This is a genomic window from Bacteroides luti, from assembly GCF_900128905.1.
In the GTDB taxonomy this organism is placed as follows: domain Bacteria; phylum Bacteroidota; class Bacteroidia; order Bacteroidales; family Bacteroidaceae; genus Bacteroides; species Bacteroides luti.
The window spans coordinates 143392-161299 of sequence record NZ_FQTV01000003.1 but is presented as its reverse complement, the minus strand read 5'-3'; the positions used below and the strand labels follow the sequence as shown (position 1 = coordinate 161299).

Sequence of the window (17908 nt, the reverse complement as noted above, 5' to 3'; positions counted from 1 at the left end):
TTATAAATTGGTTAGAGCGTTTACTACAGGCAACACACTATCACTAATCATGTTACTAATCCAGAGTGGAGCAATACCAAGTCCGGCAACAGCAACAATCAGACAGATTACAGAGAATCTTTCATCCCATGTTGCATCTGTAAGTTTCAGATGCTCTTTGTTCTCAACATTTCCATAAAGAACCTTTCCAACCAGACGAAGAATATAAACCGCTGTGATTACGATTGAAGTTGTAGCAATAATAGTTACTACACGGTGGAACATATCTGTGTGTTCGAATGAACCAACAAAGATTGTCATTTCAGCAACGAAACCACTTAAACCTGGAAGACCAAGGTTAGCAAGACCGGCAATTACGTAACATACAGAAAGGAAAGGCATAATTTTCATCAAACCACTTAATTCACGAATATCACGGGTGTGTGTACGGCCGTAGATCATGCCGATTAGGGCGAAGAACAAGGCTGTCATCAAACCGTGAGATAACATCTGAATAATAGCACCTGTACTTGCTGTCTGATTCATCATCAGGATAGCGAAAAGTACCAAACCACAGTGACTTACTGAAGAGTAAGCATTGATGTATTTCAAGTCCTTTTGAACAATAGCACTGAATGCACCGTAAACTACACTGATTGATGTCAGAATAAGGAAGATCCAACCAAGCTGGTTAGCTGCTTCTGGCATCAGATACATTGCAATACGGAAACATCCGTAACCTCCAAGTTTCATAAGTACTCCGGCGTGAAGCATAGATACAGCTGTTGGGGCTGAAGCGTGACCGTCAGGAGACCATGTGTGGAATGGGAACAAAGCACCAAGTACACCAAATCCTAAGAAAGTAAGAGGGAAGAAAATTAATTGCGAGTCTACTGGAATGTTATGCATTTTTGCAATCTCCAGAATGTTCATGCTAGTTGCACCCGAGCAGAAATAAATTCCAAGGATACCAACCAATAGCATTGCAGAAGCACCCATCAACATCAGGGTAAGCTTCATTGCTGCATATTCTTTCTTACCACTACCCCAAACTCCGATAAGCAAGTACATTGGGATAAGAGCAATTTCGTAGAACATAAACATGGCGAACATGTCTATTGTAATAAAGAATCCGAAAACTCCTAATGACAATAAGCAGAACCAAAGGAAGTATTCTTTGGTTTGTACAGACATCTGCCAGGAAGCAAATGTTCCTGTGAATACAATAACAGCAGATAGTAACAGCATGGCTACTGAGATACCATCCACTCCAAGTGAGTATTTTATATTAAGTGGTGCATACCACGTAACATCTGATCTGAAAAGCATTTCTGCAGTGTCACCGGCTCCCCGTGCGGCAAGATATAAGTAGGTAAGTACGCCTGCCAATACTAGCAGTAATGTAGAACCTACAACCATCACACCTCTGATTTGCTTAATGTTGCGGCTTAACCACAAACCAAGTATCATTAACAGAGGTATGAGAACGAATAATGTTAAAAAGTTCATATCTATTCTGTTTTTTATTTAGATAAATAGAAGTAATCCTACAATAATAACTAAAGCACCGATCAGGAATACGTAAGCATATTGCTGAACACGTCCTGACTGGAATCCGCGGATAGAGAAAGATGCTTCCTGTGTGCTCCATGCAAGGAAATTCATGAATCCGTCTACTACGTGGCGGTCAAACCAGGCAATAGGAGTAGAGATACAACGGAAGATAACCTTGTGTGTAATAAACATCCATACTTCGTCAATATAGAAACGATGTGTAGCTGCTGTATGAAGTCCGCGGAACTTTTTGCCCAACATGTTTGGAATTGTCTGTTCCGGTTTGCGATAGAATATAGTAGCGATTATAATGGAAGCCACTGCAACACATACACTGACACTAGCAACTACTACATCAAGGTGGATGTGATATGCTTCACCGTTACTACTTACCAATTCTCCGAATGGAATGAAACCTGCTACTAAAGTTATAGCTGCAAGGAACATTAATGGGAATGTCATTACAAGTGGAGATTCGTGAGGAGTGTGTTCGTGCTCTGCTTCTTTACCCCAGAATATGTTGTAATAAAGACGGAACATATAGAATGCTGTAAGACCAGCAACAAATGTCATTAACCATCCGATAACAGGGCTGAACTTGAACGCTGCAGCAAGAATTTCGTCCTTACTGAAGAATCCAGAGAAAGGAGGAATACCTGCAATAGCCAAACAAGCAATCAGGAATGTTATGTGTGTAATAGGCATATACTTGCGAAGACCGCCCATGTGATCCATCTCGTTGCTGTGAACAGCGTGGATAATTGAACCGGCTCCCAAGAATAATAATGCTTTAAACATCGCGTGTGTAAACAAGTGGAACATAGAAGCCATGTAACCAAGACCTTCGTGTGTATCCATTCCTGTACAAACACCTAACGCTACAATCATGAAACCAATCTGAGAGATGGTTGAGAAAGCAAGTACACGTTTAATATCTGTCTGTACGCAGGCAATTGTTGCAGAGAATAATGCAGTAAATGCACCCACATAAGCTATAGCCGACAATACATCCGGAGCAAAGCCAATATATAATGGGAACATTCTTGCTACTAAGTATACACCGGCAACAACCATTGTTGCAGCATGGATTAATGCTGAAACAGGAGTTGGACCTTCCATTGCATCTGGCAACCAAATGTGGAATGGGAACATGGCACTCTTACCGGCACCACCAAGAAACATAAGTCCTAATCCCCATGCAATAACACTACCACCAAGGAATGTTTGTCCGGCAGCTGTTTTAAGAACTGTTTCACAAGTACCACTCATCAATTCAGTGAAGCTGAATGTGTTTCCGAAGAAAGACAGGATAAGGATACCAAGTAAAAATCCTAAGTCGGCAAAACGAGTAACGATAAACGCTTTCTTAGATGCTGCGATAGCAGTTGGTTTTGTATAATAGAAACCGATCAACAGATAAGAAGAAACACCCACAAGTTCCCAGAAAATGTACATCTGGAAAATGTTGGTTGCTAAAACCAATCCCATCATAGCAAAGGTGAAGAGTGAAAGGAATGCATAGTAACGATGGAAACCTTTTTCACCTTTCATGTATCCCATACTGTAGATATGCACCATGAATGATACTGTTGATACAACTACTAACATCATTACAGAGATAGGATCAAGGAAGACACCTATGTCAATGTGAAGATGTTGAGTAAAACGTAGCCATTCTATATTATAAGGAATGAGCGTCTGATAGATTCCGTTTACGCGCGGTGCAGTAAAATACTGAATTGCGGTAAGGTAGGATAGCACAGCAACAATACCCAAAGATATTGTTCCACATATTCCTGCTACACTAGGTTTAAGCTTGTGTCCCGTCAATCCTAAGAAAAGGAACATTAGCACCGGAAGCAGTAAGATAAATATTGTATATTCCATAATGTCTCTTTATTAATGTTTCATTTCTTCGATGTCCTTCACTTGAATACCTCGTACGTTGCGATAGATATTGATAATGATTGCAATACCAACAGCTGTTTCGGCAGCAGCAATTGCAATGGCAAAGAGCGTGAAGAAGTGACCTTCTAACTGAGCAGGAAACAAAAAGCGGTTAAACACTGCAAAGTTGATGTCTGATGCGTTCAATATAAGTTCCAATGATATAAGCATAGCCAGCGTATTTTTGCGGGTAAGGAATCCGAAGACTCCGGCAAACATCATGATGGTGCTTACTATTAAATAATATTCTACTTGTATTTCCATTCTCTTTTATCTTTTACGTGCGATTACTAAACCTCCGATGATACAAGCAAGCAGTAAGATGCTGACTGCTTCGAAAGGCAACAAATATTGTTGCTTACCACTACCCATAAGTGCATGACCGATTGTTTTCATACCTAATTCCTGTGATTCAGCGGTAGCTGTAGGAACGAAGTTGTGAGTCAAAACAATAAATAATACAATGGCAGCACCGGCAATGGCAGAAATCAGACTAGCCAGAAGTTTGCTTTTATTCATTTTCTTATTCAAGCTCTGATCAGAGTTGGTAAGAAGTATCGAGAATACATACAGGACTACAATACCTCCTGCATAAACCATTAATTGTACAGCTCCCAGGAACGTATAGTCCAATAGGAAATAGATAGCTGCCGTGCCGAATAGAACGAACAGCAGATAAGTGGCTGAACGTAGAATCTTACTGGTGGTAACAGTCAACACCGAAAAGATGGTGATGAAAATTGCCACAACGAAGAATGCTACTTGTTGAAGTGTTATATCCATATTCATTTACTTTTTTTCTTCTGTTAAACCTTCACTATTCGGTTTCTTTTTTACTACAACTGACGAACCTTCGTTGTTAAGCTGCTTAATAAGCTTACTACGATCAAAGACAGCATGTTCGAAAGAATTATCAAACTTGATGGCATCGTGAGGACATGCATTTACGCAAAGTTGGCAATACATGCAGCTTCCAAGGTCATATTGATATTTCACTAATACTTTTTTCTTCTTACCTTCTTCGTCGGTAACCATTTCTGAAATTACATTGATGGTATCGTTTGGACAAGCCATCTGACAAAGTCCGCAGGCAACACATTTGTGCTGGTTGTTCTCGTCGTGAGGCATAACCAGTGTACCGCGGAAACGGTCGGATATTTTCAAAGTAGCCCGGTTTTCAGGGTATTGCTCTGTGGTCTTCTTGCGGAAGAACACTGTGATACTGGTCTTCATACCTATCAGTAAGGTCTTCAAACCACCAAACAGTGAGCCTATATATTGATTAAAACTATTCATATCTTTCTATTAATTAAAAGTGTAATCCAAATACAACAATGAGTACCATCAACAATAAGTTGAACATACTGATTGGCACCAAAAACTTCCATTCAAGTTTCAATATCTGGTCGATACGCAAACGTGGGAATGTCCATTTAATCCACATAAGCAAGAATACTACAAAGAAGGCTTTTGCAAAGAACCATACAAATCCTGGAATGAAATCCATTATTGCATTGAATCCGTCAAGACCAGAAACGTGGAATGGCATCCATCCTCCTAAGAATACTGTTGCAGCTACACCCGATACAATGAATAAGTTCAGGTATTCTGCAAGGTAGAAGAATCCGAAGTGCATACCAGAATACTCTGTGTGGTATCCGGCTGTAAGCTCAGATTCAGCTTCAGGTAAGTCGAACGGACCACGGTTGGTTTCAGCATTACCGGCAATAAGGTAAACAATGAAAGCAATCAGTGCAGGGATATGACCTTTGAAAATATTCCATCCGTCAGCCTGACCTTCTACTATTTCAGAGAACGACATTGTTCCTGTAAGTACTACCATTGTAAGGATTGAAAGACCAACTGAAAGTTCGTAACTGATAATCTGAGCACCACTACGCATGGCACCGATCAAAGTGAACTTGTTGTTACTACTCCATCCTGCAAGCAGAATACCTACAACTCCGATAGAAGAAGCTGCCATAAGGAAGAATACACCAATATTAAAGTCGATAATTTCCATTCCTTTATTTATAGGTAAACAAGAGAATGAAAGGATAGAAGCGAGAATTACCATATATGGAGCCAGATTGTAAAGCAATCGGTCCGAGTTTTTCAGAGTGATAATCTCTTTGATTAACATTTTAAATACGTCGGCAAAGACCTGCATTAAACCGTATTTACCAACACGGTTAGGACCAAGACGACATTGGAAGAATGCACATACCTTACGCTCCATATAAATAAGAACGATAGCAAGTACAGCATACATTAGCATAATGCAAACGCCAATGACAACACATTCCAGGAATATGGCCAAGCCTTCAGGCATGAAGCCTGTAAGCAAACCATGTATCCAGCTTGAAACTATACTAAAATCAAACATATCTTTTATATTTTATTTATCTATCAATATCAGGTACTACATAGTCAAGCGTTGCACCAATTGCAATAAGGTCGGCAATCTTGGCACCGCGTGTGATGGTATCTATAGCCGATACCAATGGAAGACCGGTTGAACGGTATTTCATACGGTATGGGAATTTATCTCCGTGGCTTTCAATAAATACACCAAATTCTCCACGGCTAGCTTCAACAGAAGCAAAGTAGTTACCCTCTGGTACACGGATGATAGGTTTCATTTTCACTTGATAGTCTCCTGCTGGGATGTTGTCAATAAGTTGTTCAATGATCTTCATTGATTCAAGAATTTCATCCATACGAACCATGTAACGTGCAAAGCAGTCGCCTTCATTGTAAACAATTTCCTTGAAGTCTACTTTTCCGTACATTGCGTAAGGTTTGCGCTTACGTGTATCGCATGCCCATCCTGAAGCACGACCTGTACCTCCGGTAGCACCGAATGAAATAGCGTCTTCACGAGTCAATACGCCAACGCCTTTCATACGTTGATGAACGATTATGTTTCCTGTAAAGATGTCGTGGTATTCTTTTAAGATTGGACGAAGGTAAGCAATGAATTCTTTTACGTCTTTTACGAAATCAGGGTGAATGTCAGCCTGTACACCACCAATGGTGTTGTAGTTCTGAATCAAACGGCCACCTGTTGTTGCTTCGAATATATCAAGAATCTTTTCACGGTCGCGGAAACCATAGAAGAATGCTGTTAAACCACCTAAGTCCATACATGCACATGAGTAGAACAAAAGGTGAGAGTCGATACGTTGAAGTTCGTCCATGATGGTACGGATGTACTGAACACGTTCTGAAACTTCTACACCCATAGCTTTCTCAACACACATACATACAGCATGACGGTTTTGGTGAGAAGCTAGATAATCAAGACGGTCGGTTAATGCCAGTGTCTGAGGATAAGTCAGACTTTCGTTCATTTTTTCAATACCTCTGTGGATGTATCCGCAATAAGGTTCGATCTTTTTGATTGTTTCTCCCTCAAGAGAAGTACGGAAACGAAGTACACCGTGTGTTGCAGGGTGCTGAGGACCGATGTTAACTACATATTCTTTGTCTTCGAAAAGGACATTTGTTTTATTAACCAGATTACCTTCTTCATCAACAGAAAGTTCTTCGGTAGTGTCCTCTGTAACTTCGTTGGTCATGCGAAGCGGATTCAATGAATCATCGTAATCCTTACGCAATGGATATCCAACCCAGTCTTCGCGCAGGTATAAACGGCGCATGTCAGAGTTGTTAATAAAACGAATGCCGAAGAAATCGAACACTTCACGTTCGTTAAATTCGGCAGCTCTCCATAAATCTGTAACTGATGCTAGTTCTGGTTTTTCACGATCGGCAGTCATTGTTTTCAAAACAATGGTGTGGCCGTACACGGTAGATTCCAGATGATATACTACACCCAGCGTTTCGCCCCAGTCCATACCGGTCAGACTTAATAAGAAGTCAAATTGCGTATCCTTATCGTTCTTTAGTCTTTCTGCTAAAGCGTGGAAGGATTCGGCAGGAATGGTAGCAGTCAAGTCACCCTGTTCAGCAAACCGTGCTTCGGGGACGATTTCTAATATTCTGTCTTTTATATTCATAGCTTATTTTTCTTCTTTCTCTTTGCGGTTTACCCCACCGAAGAATTTTTCGAGTTTTACTTTGCGTTGCAATTGCATCATACCATAATAGAATGCTTCCGGACGTGGAGGACATCCTGGGATGTAAACATCAACCGGCATAATCTGGTCTACTCCGTTTACTACGTGATAAGATTTCTTAAACGGACCACCACTTACAGCGCATCCACCCACAGCAACCACATATTTTGGATCAGGCATCTGGTCGTACAGACGTTTCAATACAGGAGCCATTCTGTCTGTGATAGTACCACAAACCATAATCATATCTGCCTGACGAGGACTGGCACGTGCTACTTCGAACCCGAAACGGGCCATGTCATAACGCGCGGCACCAAGTGCCATGAATTCGATACCGCAACAGCTTGTAGCGAATGTAAGCGGCCAAAGGGAATTGCTTCGTCCCCAGTTGATGAGATCATCCAATTTGCCCAAAAGTACATTTGTACCTTCTGCATTGAGCTCAGCAACCATTTTTTCCAAATACTCATTATCTTGAAAGTCTTCATATTGCATTGACTTTATTTTCGGCTTCTTTATTTCCATTCAAGAGCTCCTTTCTTCCAAGCATACGCAAGGCCTAAAATTAATACACCGAAGAAAAATAGAATACTGATAAGTCCGTTTACGCCTAGCTCACCCACAATGGTAGCCCAAGGGAAAAGAAAGACGGTTTCAACGTCGAACATTAAAAACAGGATGGCAAAGAGGTAGTAACCAACTCTGAACTGCATCCAAGACTTACCTCGCGTAGGTATACCGCATTCGTACGCCTCTCCCTTTTGCGGGTTAAACGACCGCGGCGAGATCGCTTTGGCGATAAACAATGCCGCAACAACCAAGGCAATTGCCGTGATTACAGCGACGACTAACATCATAAAATTCATAGTTCAATGTACATTAAAAATGTATAATATAAATAGAAATATTTAACAAAAATGAAATATAGGCTGATTCTCAGCTTTTAAGAGCGCAAAGATACAATTTATTATTAATGATTTGCAAACCACACCTAACAAAAAGTAGTTTTTTTATTCTCTTTTTATTGGGATGACAGAAAATAAAAAATAGAAAAATGAGCTTAATGACTCTTTCTTTGATAAAATTGTGAAGTAAAGAGTGAATAATTATGAATTGCTAAATATTAATAAATTTTCTTTAAAGAAATAAACCGGTATTCGGCTTGAGATAAATATTTAAAATCGGTTTCAGTAATATGCAAAGCAACTGGTAGCCTGTTCCAGAGATGGTTAATTCCCCATTTAAATTATGTAAACCGAATTTTGAAATAAAATATTTAATGCTAAGCCGGCTTAGGAATAAGAAAAATATTGTAATTAAGTTCAAATAATAACTACAGAAACTGTAATCTAAAACCAGGAAAGGTCAGCTATTCTGGAATGGGTCAGTAAGTTCGGTTGTTGTTTGTAAAACGTTCCGCCATGTTTTTAGAAAGTCCGGTTACGTTTTCAAAAAACAAAACCGGACTTTTCTATATTGTACGTGCGGAACGAATCGTTCCTTTAAAAAATCTACCGCCAATAAATAAAAATGTAACCTCAATAATCAGGCAAGATAACCTGTTTGGTTTTGGAATGTAACCTGAATAAATGGCTGATAAAGAACGGTGAAACACTTTTTAACTCGGTCCTCTCAGTTTTTTCGGCAACTTATAAGGTTAGATTCTGACAATACGTTTTACTTTTTAACTTAACAGATTGATTATAAGCTGCGGAAAAATTATGTTCACCCCCTATAATAACAAAAAATAGGGGTGGTTTTTCCGCGCTTTTAAAATACTTATCTTTTCTTCCAGAAATAGGGCGTGAAGAGAAGGAGTACAGAGAATATTTCCAGACGGCCAATCAGCATTAGAAGCGAAAGAAGCCATTTACCACCATCGGGCAGACTACTCCATGTATAGGCAGGTCCACAAAGTCCTAACCCAGGTCCTACATTTCCAAGACTGGAAGCTACCGTTCCAAAGGATTCAATATTTCCTACTCCCATAATCATCATGCCAAGCCAGCCTATTGCAAAGATTGTGATATACACAATTACAAAAACAATGGCAGATGATTGCAGAGAAGGGGATACCGCAATCTTATTTATTTTTACCGGTAAAACAGCATTTGGATGAATCATACGTCTGAACTGGTTTCTGGTCATCTTGCCAAGAATAATCAGACGGATAGTTTTTATGGCTCCGGTGGCCGAACCGCTACTTGCGCCAATAAACATCATAACAGCTATCATGGTCCAAAGGAAAGGTTCCCAGGTCATGTAGTCGGCTGAGGTAAATCCTGTTGTAGTTAAGATTGATGTTACGTGAAACAAACCTTTTCTGAACGACTCTTCACCATTTAGAGAAGTAGTAGCTGCCAGTGCGAAGGAGAATATTATTGTTACAATAACAATTCCCACCATGTACCACTTCAACTCACAATCTTTTAATGCCTTTTTTACTTTACCTTTTGTGAGGAAAAAGTAGAGAGTAAAGTTTATACCCGATAATATCATGAATAAAGATATTACGTACTCAATATATGGAGAGTTGAAATATGCAATATTAGTTTGTTTAGTAGAGAATCCTCCTGTAGATATGGTTGAGAAAGAGTGGCATACAGAGTCGAACAGACTCATGTCTCCCAATAATAAAAGAGCCAGTGCTACTGTTAGTGTCAGATAGATATAACCAATTCTTTTTGCTGTAACGCTGATACGTGGGTGTAGCTTTTCGCTTACAGATACACTGGTTTCAGTTGCAAAGAGCTGCATGCTTCCAATTCCAAATACCGGTAATATTGCAATAACTACAAAGATAAAGCCAAATCCGCCAACCCATTGAGTAAGGCTTCGCCAGAAGAGCAGCCCATGAGGCAGAGATTCAATATTGTTAAGGATGGTAGCTCCTGTAGTTGTAAATCCCGACATGCTTTCAAAGAATGCATCAACAGGTCGTGGTATATATCCGCTAATTAAATAGGGGAGCATACCAATTGCAGAAAAGAGTATCCATGCCAGGGTTATGACTAAATATCCGTCTCTTTTGCTCAGCTTCTTTGAAGCTCTTGTTCCCATCAATACCAGCAATCCACCTAAAACTGCTGAGCCAATTGCCACTTTCAGAAAATCGTTCAGAATCTCTTCCTGATAAATGAGAGAGATTCCTGCGCACGAAAGTAGTAATATGGCTTCGATGAGTGCCAGAATACCTGTTATTTTAAATATTATCTTAAAATTAATCATATTTCTTGCTATCTATGGCTTCTTTATCTGTTAGTTGAAGAACTTTTCAATCTTTTTAATCATCATACTCAGGCAGAACACAACAACATGATCTTTAGGCTGTATCTGTGTATCTCCTGTTACCACAATACCTTCTCCGTTACGTATCAGTCCTCCGATTGTTGTACCCTTAGGTAGACCCAGATCCTTTACTTTACGTTTGGTAATAGCCGATCCTTCTTTTACTTTAAATTCAGCCACATCAGCATTGGCAAATGTCAGACACTTCACATTGCTTACATCTGCGTTTAGCATCATCTGATAAATATGGCTCGCTGCAATCAGTTTCTTGTTGATAACCGTACCAATGTCCAGACTTTCAGCCATTCCGATGTAATCTATATTTTCAACTTCTGCAACAGTCTTTCTTACTCCCATTCGTTTGGCTGCAAGACAGGCCAGGATATTTGTTTCAGAACTTCCGGTCAGCGCAACAAAAGCTTCTGTGTCTTTCAATCCTTCTTCTACCAAAAGATCAACATCACGTCCGTCTCCATTGATCACCATTGTCTTGTCGTCCAGCAATTCAGTCAGTCGCACACAGCGGGCAGCATCATTTTCCACAATTTTCATCTTCATGTATTCTGGTGCATATTGAGCTGTTCTTACCGCAATACGGCTTCCTCCCATAATCATCACGTTACGCACATCGGCATAATGTTCCTTTCCTACAACTTTGCGGATGTAAGGAATGTATTTCTGAGTCGTGGTAAAGTAAACAATATCATATAGTTTTATGGTATCGTCACCACGCGGAATAATGGTTTCGTTACCTCTTTTAATAGCAACGATATGGAATGGTATATTTTGTTTTCCTAGTTCACTGAGTGGAATGTCAAGAATGGTAGCTGTCTGCCTTATTTTTACACCAATAAGTATCAGCGCACCACCGCAAAACTCCCACCACTGACGAATCCAGCTCATTTTTATTGATGATACAATTTCTTTGGCGGCAAGCATTTCCGGGTAAATAAGCGAATCAACGCCCAGCTTCTTGAAAAATTCCTGATGAATAGGTTGCAGATATTCAAAATTATCAATACGTGCTACCGTCTTCTTTGCACCCAGGTTGGAAGCAAGCATACACGCAGTCATATTTCGGCTTTCATCAGGAGTAACGGCAATAAACAGATCGGCATTGGCTACTCCGGCATCCTTAAGCCCGGCAATTGAAGTGGGAGATGTGCATACTGTCATCAGGTCATAGTTGGCATCCAGTGCTACAAGTTTATCTTCGCTATCGTCCATCAGAACAATGTCCTGTTTTTCCTTAGAAAGTAGTTTGGCAAGATGTGTGCCCACAGCTCCGGCACCTGCTATAATAATTTTCATAATTGCGATTTTATAGTTTGATATATGCTTTCTTCATCCATTCCGCAAAGCTTGTAAAGCTCTTTAACATTACCATGTTCCACAAATATATTAGGAATTCCTATTCGTTTTATCTTTGGATTGTAATTATTGTCAGACATAAATTCCAGAACAGCACTTCCCATTCCACCTTCCGTAACACCGTCTTCCACGGTTATCACTTTACTGAAGTTTTGTCCCACTTCATGCAGCAAATCTTTATCAAGCGGTTTCAGGAAACGTAAATCATAATGTGCAATGCTTGCTCCTTCTGCTTCTGCTCGCACAATTGCTTTGGAGGTTAAATGTCCTATCGGACCAATGGTTATAACGGCCATGTCTTTTCCGTCTCTCAGTTTACGGCCGGTTCCCACAGGTATTTCTTCAAAAGGACATTCCCATTCCACAACAGAACCTCGTCCTCTAGGATATCGGATTACGAACGGTCCTTTATCCGGAAGCTGAGCAGTGTACATCAATCTTCTTAGCTCGTGCTCGTTATATGGAGAAGCAATAGTCAGATTAGGAATGCAACGCAGATAAGCCATATCAAACGCACCATGATGTGTAGGTCCGTCTTCACCCACCAATCCGGCACGGTCCAGACAAAGCACCACGTTCTGTTTTTGAATGGCTACGTCGTGAATTATATTATCGAATGCCCGTTGCATAAAGCTCGAGTATATGTTGCAGAAAGGAACCAAGCCATCCTGTGCCATTCCGCCCGAGAAGGTAACAGCGTGCCCTTCGGCAATGCCCACATCGAAAGCTCTTTCCGGCATTTCCTTCATCATAATGTTCATGGAACATCCGGTTGGCATAGCGGGAGTAACACCAATTATCTTATCATTCTTTTTGGCAAGTTCCAATAGAGTATGACCAAAAACTTCCTGGAAAAGGGGAGGCATACCTTTGGTATTGGTCACAATTCGTTCCCCCGTCTCTTTGTCAAAGAGTCCCGGTGCATGCCATACTGTTGCCGATTTCTCTGCCGGTTCAAAACCTTTTCCTTTTATGGTGTGCAAGTGCAGAATCTTGGGGCCGGTCATATCCTTAATATCATTCAGTACACGAGATATGTTCTTTACATCGTGCCCGTCGAATGGGCCGAAGTATCGGATACTCATTCCCTCGAATATATTAGGCTGCTGAAGTAGCAAAGCTTTTAAACTGTTATTAAAACGAATAATACTCTTCTTTCGCGTTTCATTTAATATACCCCAACGAAGCATTAGCTGGGCAAATTTTTGCCGTATGCGGTTATAACGGTTGGTTGTGGTCAGATTAAGCAGATACTCTTTCATCCCCCCAACGGTACGGTCAATGGCCATATCGTTATCATTGAGCACAATCAGTAAATTATTTGGTGTAGAAGAGGCATTGTTCAGTCCTTCAAAAGCCAGTCCTCCCGTCATTGACCCGTCGCCAATCACGGCAACCACATGGCGGTCTTTCTCTTTTTTATGTTCGGCAGCCACACACATTCCCAATGCAGCAGATATGGAATTTGATGCATGTCCGCAGATGAAAGAATCATATTCACTTTCATCTGGAGAAGGAAATGGCTTAAGGCCATTTAATTTCCGGTTGGTTGAAAAGGCTTTTCTTCTTCCGGTCAGTATCTTGTGAGCATAAGCCTGATGTCCAACATCCCACACAATTCTATCGTAAGGAGTATTAAAAACGTAATGCAGAGCTACGGTCAGTTCCACAGCTCCCAGACTCGCGGCAAAGTGCCCCGGATTGCAAGAAAGCTCATCAATGATATCCTGCCTTAGTTCTTTACATACTTCAGGAAGCAAATCTACATTGAGTTTGCGAAGATCCCCCGGACAATTTATGCCATTAAGTAAGCTATATGTTTGGTCATTCTTCATTATCAGACAAATTTATCGCAAAATTAGCATAAATAACTCATAAGATGTTTACTTTTGCAGGGATATTTTTATTGTAGTCAAATATATAGCATGTATATAAATGGAATTCAGAACATTAGTAGAACTTCCTAAAAAAGAGCTGACTATCTCTTATTCTGATCAGATTCTGTTACTAGGTTCCTGTTTTGCCGAAAATATAGGAAATCTTTTAGTAAAGAATAAGTTCAACTGTGAGGTCAACCCCTTTGGAGTTCTTTATAATCCACTATCAATAGCCAATGCCCTGCAATGTCTGGACGATAAGAAAACATTTTCAGAAAAGGATTTGTTCGAATACAAAAGGTTATATCATAGCTTTATGCACCATGGCTCTTTCTCTGCTTCTTCTGCAGACGAGTGCCTGAATAATATCAATAATCGGATGCAAACGGCAACTGCTCAGTTCTCAAAGCTAAACTATCTGCTTATTACGTTTGGTACAGCTTATGTATACGAATATAAGCAAACAGGGATGGTGGTGGCTAATTGCCATAAATTACCTGATAGTGCTTTTACCCGCCGTTTGCTGAGCGTAGAGCAGATTGTTGATACTTACGTCTCACTGATAACCGGCTTGTTGAAAAAGAATTCAGATGTAAGAATCCTTTTCTCTGTCAGCCCTATCCGTCACGTAAAAGATGGCATGCACCGCAATCAGCTAAGTAAGGCTACTTTGTTATTAGCAATTGATCAATTAAAAGAGGCATTTCCCCGGAATGTTTTCTATTTCCCTTCTTATGAACTTGTCATGGATGAGTTGCGCGATTATCGTTTTTATGCTGATGATATGCTTCATCCATCCTCCGTGGCAGTGAACTATTTGTGGGAAGCATTCGATAATTGCTATTTCTCCCGGGAAACCAGACAAATTATGAAAGAATGGGGCCAAATTAGTAAAGCCCTGCAACATAAACCTTTCCATCCGGAGTCGGAACATTATAAGTCTTTTTTAATACAAATTGTGTTAAAGATTAATCAACTTAAGGAAAAATGTCCGTTCTTAGATGTCGAAAAAGAACTTGAATTATGTCGTATTCTATAGAAACTATTTCGCAATTATTGTGCGCAAAACGCATTGGTGATAAAGAATCACGCATCGATTGGCTTTTAACAGACAGCCGGTCACTCTGTTTCGCTGAAGAAACTCTTTTTTTTGCTTTACAAAGCAAACGTAACGATGGACATAAATATATCTCCGATTTATATGCCCGGGGTGTAAGAAATTTTGTTGTAAGTCAGTTACCCGATACTGCATCTTTTACTGATGCTAATTTTCTGGTGGTTGCCAATCCGCTAAAGGCATTACAGAAACTGGCCGAATTGCATCGTGCTAAATTCCAGATTCCCGTTATCGGTGTTACAGGCAGCAATGGTAAAACAGTTGTAAAAGAATGGCTGCACCAGTTGCTCAGTCCCGATCGTGTTATCACACGTTCTCCGCGTAGTTATAATTCTCAGATTGGTGTACCCCTCTCTGTATGGCAATTAAACGAAGAATCAGAACTGGCTATCATTGAAGCCGGCATCTCAGAAATGGGAGAGATGAGAGCTCTGCAATCCATTATTCGTCCTACTATCGGTATACTTACCAATATTGGTGGTGCACATCAGGAAAACTTCTTTTCTCTGCAGGAGAAGTGTATGGAAAAGGTTTCGCTGTTCAAGGATTGCGATGTTGTAATCTATAATGGAGATAACGATCTTATTTCAGATTGTGTAGCCAAGAACATGCTTACAGCCAGAGAAATTGCCTGGTCAAAGAAAGATAAGGAGAAGCCTCTTTTTATCAGTGCTATAAATAAGGGCACGGACAGGACTTCTATCAGTTACCGTTATCTTGGATTTGATAATAGTTTTACTATTCCGTTTATTGATGATGCTTCCATTGAAAACTCCCTCAACTGTCTGGCTGCCTGTCTTTACCTGATGGTGCCTAACGAGGAGATTACTGCACGGATGGCTAAACTGGAACCTGTAGCCATGCGTCTGGAAGTAAAAGAGGGTAAAAATGGTTGCGTACTTATTAATGATACTTATAATTCAGATATAGCCTCTCTCGATATTGCACTCGATTTCCTTTACCGTCGTTCGGAAGCCAAAGGAATGAAGCGTACACTGATTCTATCTGATATACTTGAAACCGGACAGAGCACAACTTTACTCTATAGAAAGGTGACCCAGCTGGTTCATAGCAGAGGGATTAACAAGATAATAGGAGTGGGACCCGAAATTACTTCCAGTGCCAAGAAGTTCGAAATAGAAAAATATTTCTTCCCCAATACGGAAGCATTACTCAAGTCGGAAGTCTTTTCTTCTTTGCGTAATGAGGTGATTCTTATCAAAGGCTCCCGCGATTTTGCTTTCGAACGTATTTCGGAAGAGCTGGAACTGAAGGTTCACGAAACTATATTGGAGATTAACCTGAATGCCCTGGTTGCCAATCTTAATTATTTCCGCGCCAAGCTGAAACCGGAGACTAAGATGGTGTGCATGGTGAAAGCATTTGCTTATGGTGCCGGTTCTTATGAAGTGGCAAAGACTTTGCAGGATCATCGGGTAGATTACCTGGCAGTAGCTGTGGCCGATGAAGGTTCCGACCTCCGTAAGGCTGGTATCACCGGATCTATCATGATCATGAATCCCGAGATGTCTGCATTCAAAACCATGTTCGACTATAAGCTCGAACCTGAAGTATATAGTTTCCACTTGCTCGATGCCCTGATTAAAGAGGCCGAGAAAGAAGGTATTACCAATTTCCCTATCCATGTAAAACTGGATACCGGTATGCACCGCCTGGGATTTGCTCCCGAGGATATGCCTGAACTGATTAAACGACTGAAATCGCAGAATGCAGTTCTTCCCCGTTCAGTGTTCTCTCACCTGGTAGGTAGTGATAGCGAGAAGTTCGATACCTTTACCCGTCAGCAGATCGAGATTTTCGATGAAGCATCTTTGCAGCTCACTTCCGCTTTCCAGCATAAAATTCTACGCCACATCTGTAATTCTGCAGGTATTGAAAGATTCCCCGGTGCGCAGCATGATATGGTACGTCTGGGTATTGGCTTGTATGGAGTTAGTGCGGTAGATAATTCTATCATTAATAATGTAAGCACACTAAAAACCACTATCCTTCAGATACGTGATGTGCCTAAGGAAGACTCAGTAGGGTATAGCCGTAAAGGACGCCTGGAAAGAGATTCCCGTATAGCTGCCATTCCTATTGGTTATGCCGACGGATTGAACCGCCACCTGGGTAATGGTAATGCTTATTGCATGGTTAATGGAAAGAAAGCTCCTTATGTGGGTAATATCTGTATGGATGTCTGCATGATCGATGTTACTGATATTGACTGTAAAGAGGGTGATAATGCTATTATATTTGGTGATGAATTACCTATAACTGTCCTGTCTGATATATTAGATACTATTCCTTACGAAATCCTTACCAGTGTTTCTTCGCGGGTTAAGAGGGTTTACTTCCAGGACTAGTTTTTCCTTTATCAGTAATAATTTGGCAGAATTATTTGCAGGTTTGTTACTTTTGTCTAGCTTTGTCATCTAAACAAACACTAATAATTTAATAATCAATCTGTATGTTGAATAGCATTTTACTTTGGAATCTTGGATTTCCTGAAATCCTTGTTGTGGCTTTAATTGTGTTGCTCCTTTTTGGTGGAAAGAAAATCCCAGAATTAATGAAAGGACTTGGCAAAGGTGTTAAGAGCTTTAAAGATGGAATTAAGGAAGCAGAAGACGAGATTAAGAATACGAAAGACGAATTAGACAAGCCTTCGGAAGAGAAAAAATAAGTGC

15 protein-coding genes are annotated in these 17908 nt (G+C 40.4%); 3 read left to right on the top strand and 12 right to left on the bottom strand.

The annotated features are described in order from the left end of the window. From BUC21_RS04020 to dxs, 12 genes are all read right to left on the bottom strand, one after another. The gene (locus BUC21_RS04020) at positions 1-1488 is read right to left on the bottom strand and encodes a complex I subunit 4 family protein (RefSeq protein ID WP_073399443.1); all 1488 of its coding nucleotides are present in this window, start codon (positions 1486-1488) and stop codon (positions 1-3) included. 18 nt (positions 1489-1506) lie between these two features. Next, on the bottom strand, positions 1507-3420 hold the full coding sequence (gene nuoL / locus BUC21_RS04015; protein ID WP_073399441.1) for an NADH-quinone oxidoreductase subunit L: 1914 nt from the start codon (positions 3418-3420) through the stop codon (positions 1507-1509). A 12-nt stretch (positions 3421-3432) separates the two neighbouring features. Continuing rightward, the gene (gene nuoK / locus BUC21_RS04010; RefSeq protein WP_073399439.1) at positions 3433-3744 is read right to left on the bottom strand and encodes an NADH-quinone oxidoreductase subunit NuoK; all 312 of its coding nucleotides are present in this window, start codon (positions 3742-3744) and stop codon (positions 3433-3435) included. A gap of 6 nt (positions 3745-3750) precedes the next feature. Beyond that, entirely contained in the window at positions 3751-4263 is a 513-nt protein-coding gene (locus tag BUC21_RS04005; protein WP_073399633.1) for an NADH-quinone oxidoreductase subunit J family protein, read from the bottom strand. Between the two features lie 6 nt (positions 4264-4269). Further along, on the bottom strand, positions 4270-4776 hold the full coding sequence (locus BUC21_RS04000) for a NuoI/complex I 23 kDa subunit family protein (protein WP_073399437.1): 507 nt from the start codon (positions 4774-4776) through the stop codon (positions 4270-4272). Positions 4777-4789: 13 nt separating this feature from the next. Next, positions 4790-5866 (bottom strand): NADH-quinone oxidoreductase subunit NuoH, encoded by a 1077-nt coding sequence (gene nuoH / locus BUC21_RS03995; RefSeq protein WP_073399435.1) that lies wholly within the window; start codon positions 5864-5866, stop codon positions 4790-4792. A gap of 16 nt (positions 5867-5882) precedes the next feature. Beyond that, complete coding sequence (locus BUC21_RS03990) at positions 5883-7502, bottom strand: NADH-quinone oxidoreductase subunit D (RefSeq protein WP_073399433.1); 1620 nt, start codon at positions 7500-7502, stop codon at positions 5883-5885. A 3-nt stretch (positions 7503-7505) separates the two neighbouring features. Next, positions 7506-8087 carry an NADH-quinone oxidoreductase subunit B gene (locus BUC21_RS03985; protein ID WP_073399431.1) on the bottom strand — a complete coding sequence of 194 codons (582 nt, stop codon included), beginning with the start codon at positions 8085-8087 and terminating at the stop codon, positions 7506-7508. Beyond that, the gene (locus BUC21_RS03980; protein ID WP_073399430.1) at positions 8078-8428 is read right to left on the bottom strand and encodes an NADH-quinone oxidoreductase subunit A; all 351 of its coding nucleotides are present in this window, start codon (positions 8426-8428) and stop codon (positions 8078-8080) included. Before BUC21_RS03980 ends, BUC21_RS03985 begins: the two co-directional genes overlap by 10 nt. Before the next feature lie 913 nt (positions 8429-9341). After that, positions 9342-10790: a TrkH family potassium uptake protein gene (locus BUC21_RS03975; protein WP_073399428.1), complete on the bottom strand. Its 1449-nt coding sequence runs from the start codon at positions 10788-10790 to the stop codon at positions 9342-9344. Positions 10791-10820: 30 nt separating this feature from the next. Continuing rightward, positions 10821-12161 (bottom strand): Trk system potassium transporter TrkA, encoded by a 1341-nt coding sequence (trkA, locus tag BUC21_RS03970; RefSeq protein ID WP_073399426.1) that lies wholly within the window; start codon positions 12159-12161, stop codon positions 10821-10823. Further along, positions 12158-14056, bottom strand: coding sequence for a 1-deoxy-D-xylulose-5-phosphate synthase (gene dxs / locus BUC21_RS03965; RefSeq protein ID WP_073399424.1), 1899 nt, complete (start codon positions 14054-14056; stop codon positions 12158-12160). The genes trkA and dxs overlap by 4 nt, the downstream gene beginning before the upstream one ends. A 100-nt stretch (positions 14057-14156) precedes the next feature. Between dxs and BUC21_RS03960 the strand changes: the two genes are divergently transcribed. The 3 genes from BUC21_RS03960 (at position 14157) to BUC21_RS03950 (ending at position 17904) form a co-directional block, all read left to right on the top strand. After that, entirely contained in the window at positions 14157-15137 is a 981-nt protein-coding gene (locus tag BUC21_RS03960; RefSeq protein ID WP_073399422.1) for a GSCFA domain-containing protein, read from the top strand. Continuing rightward, positions 15122-17584 (top strand): bifunctional UDP-N-acetylmuramoyl-tripeptide:D-alanyl-D-alanine ligase/alanine racemase, encoded by a 2463-nt coding sequence (locus BUC21_RS03955; protein WP_073399420.1) that lies wholly within the window; start codon positions 15122-15124, stop codon positions 17582-17584. The genes BUC21_RS03960 and BUC21_RS03955 overlap by 16 nt, the downstream gene beginning before the upstream one ends. Before the next feature lie 104 nt (positions 17585-17688). Next, a complete protein-coding gene (locus BUC21_RS03950) occupies positions 17689-17904 on the top strand; it encodes a Sec-independent protein translocase subunit TatA/TatB (protein ID WP_073399418.1) in 216 nt (71 codons plus the stop codon). Positions 17905-17908: the final 4 nt, after the last annotated feature.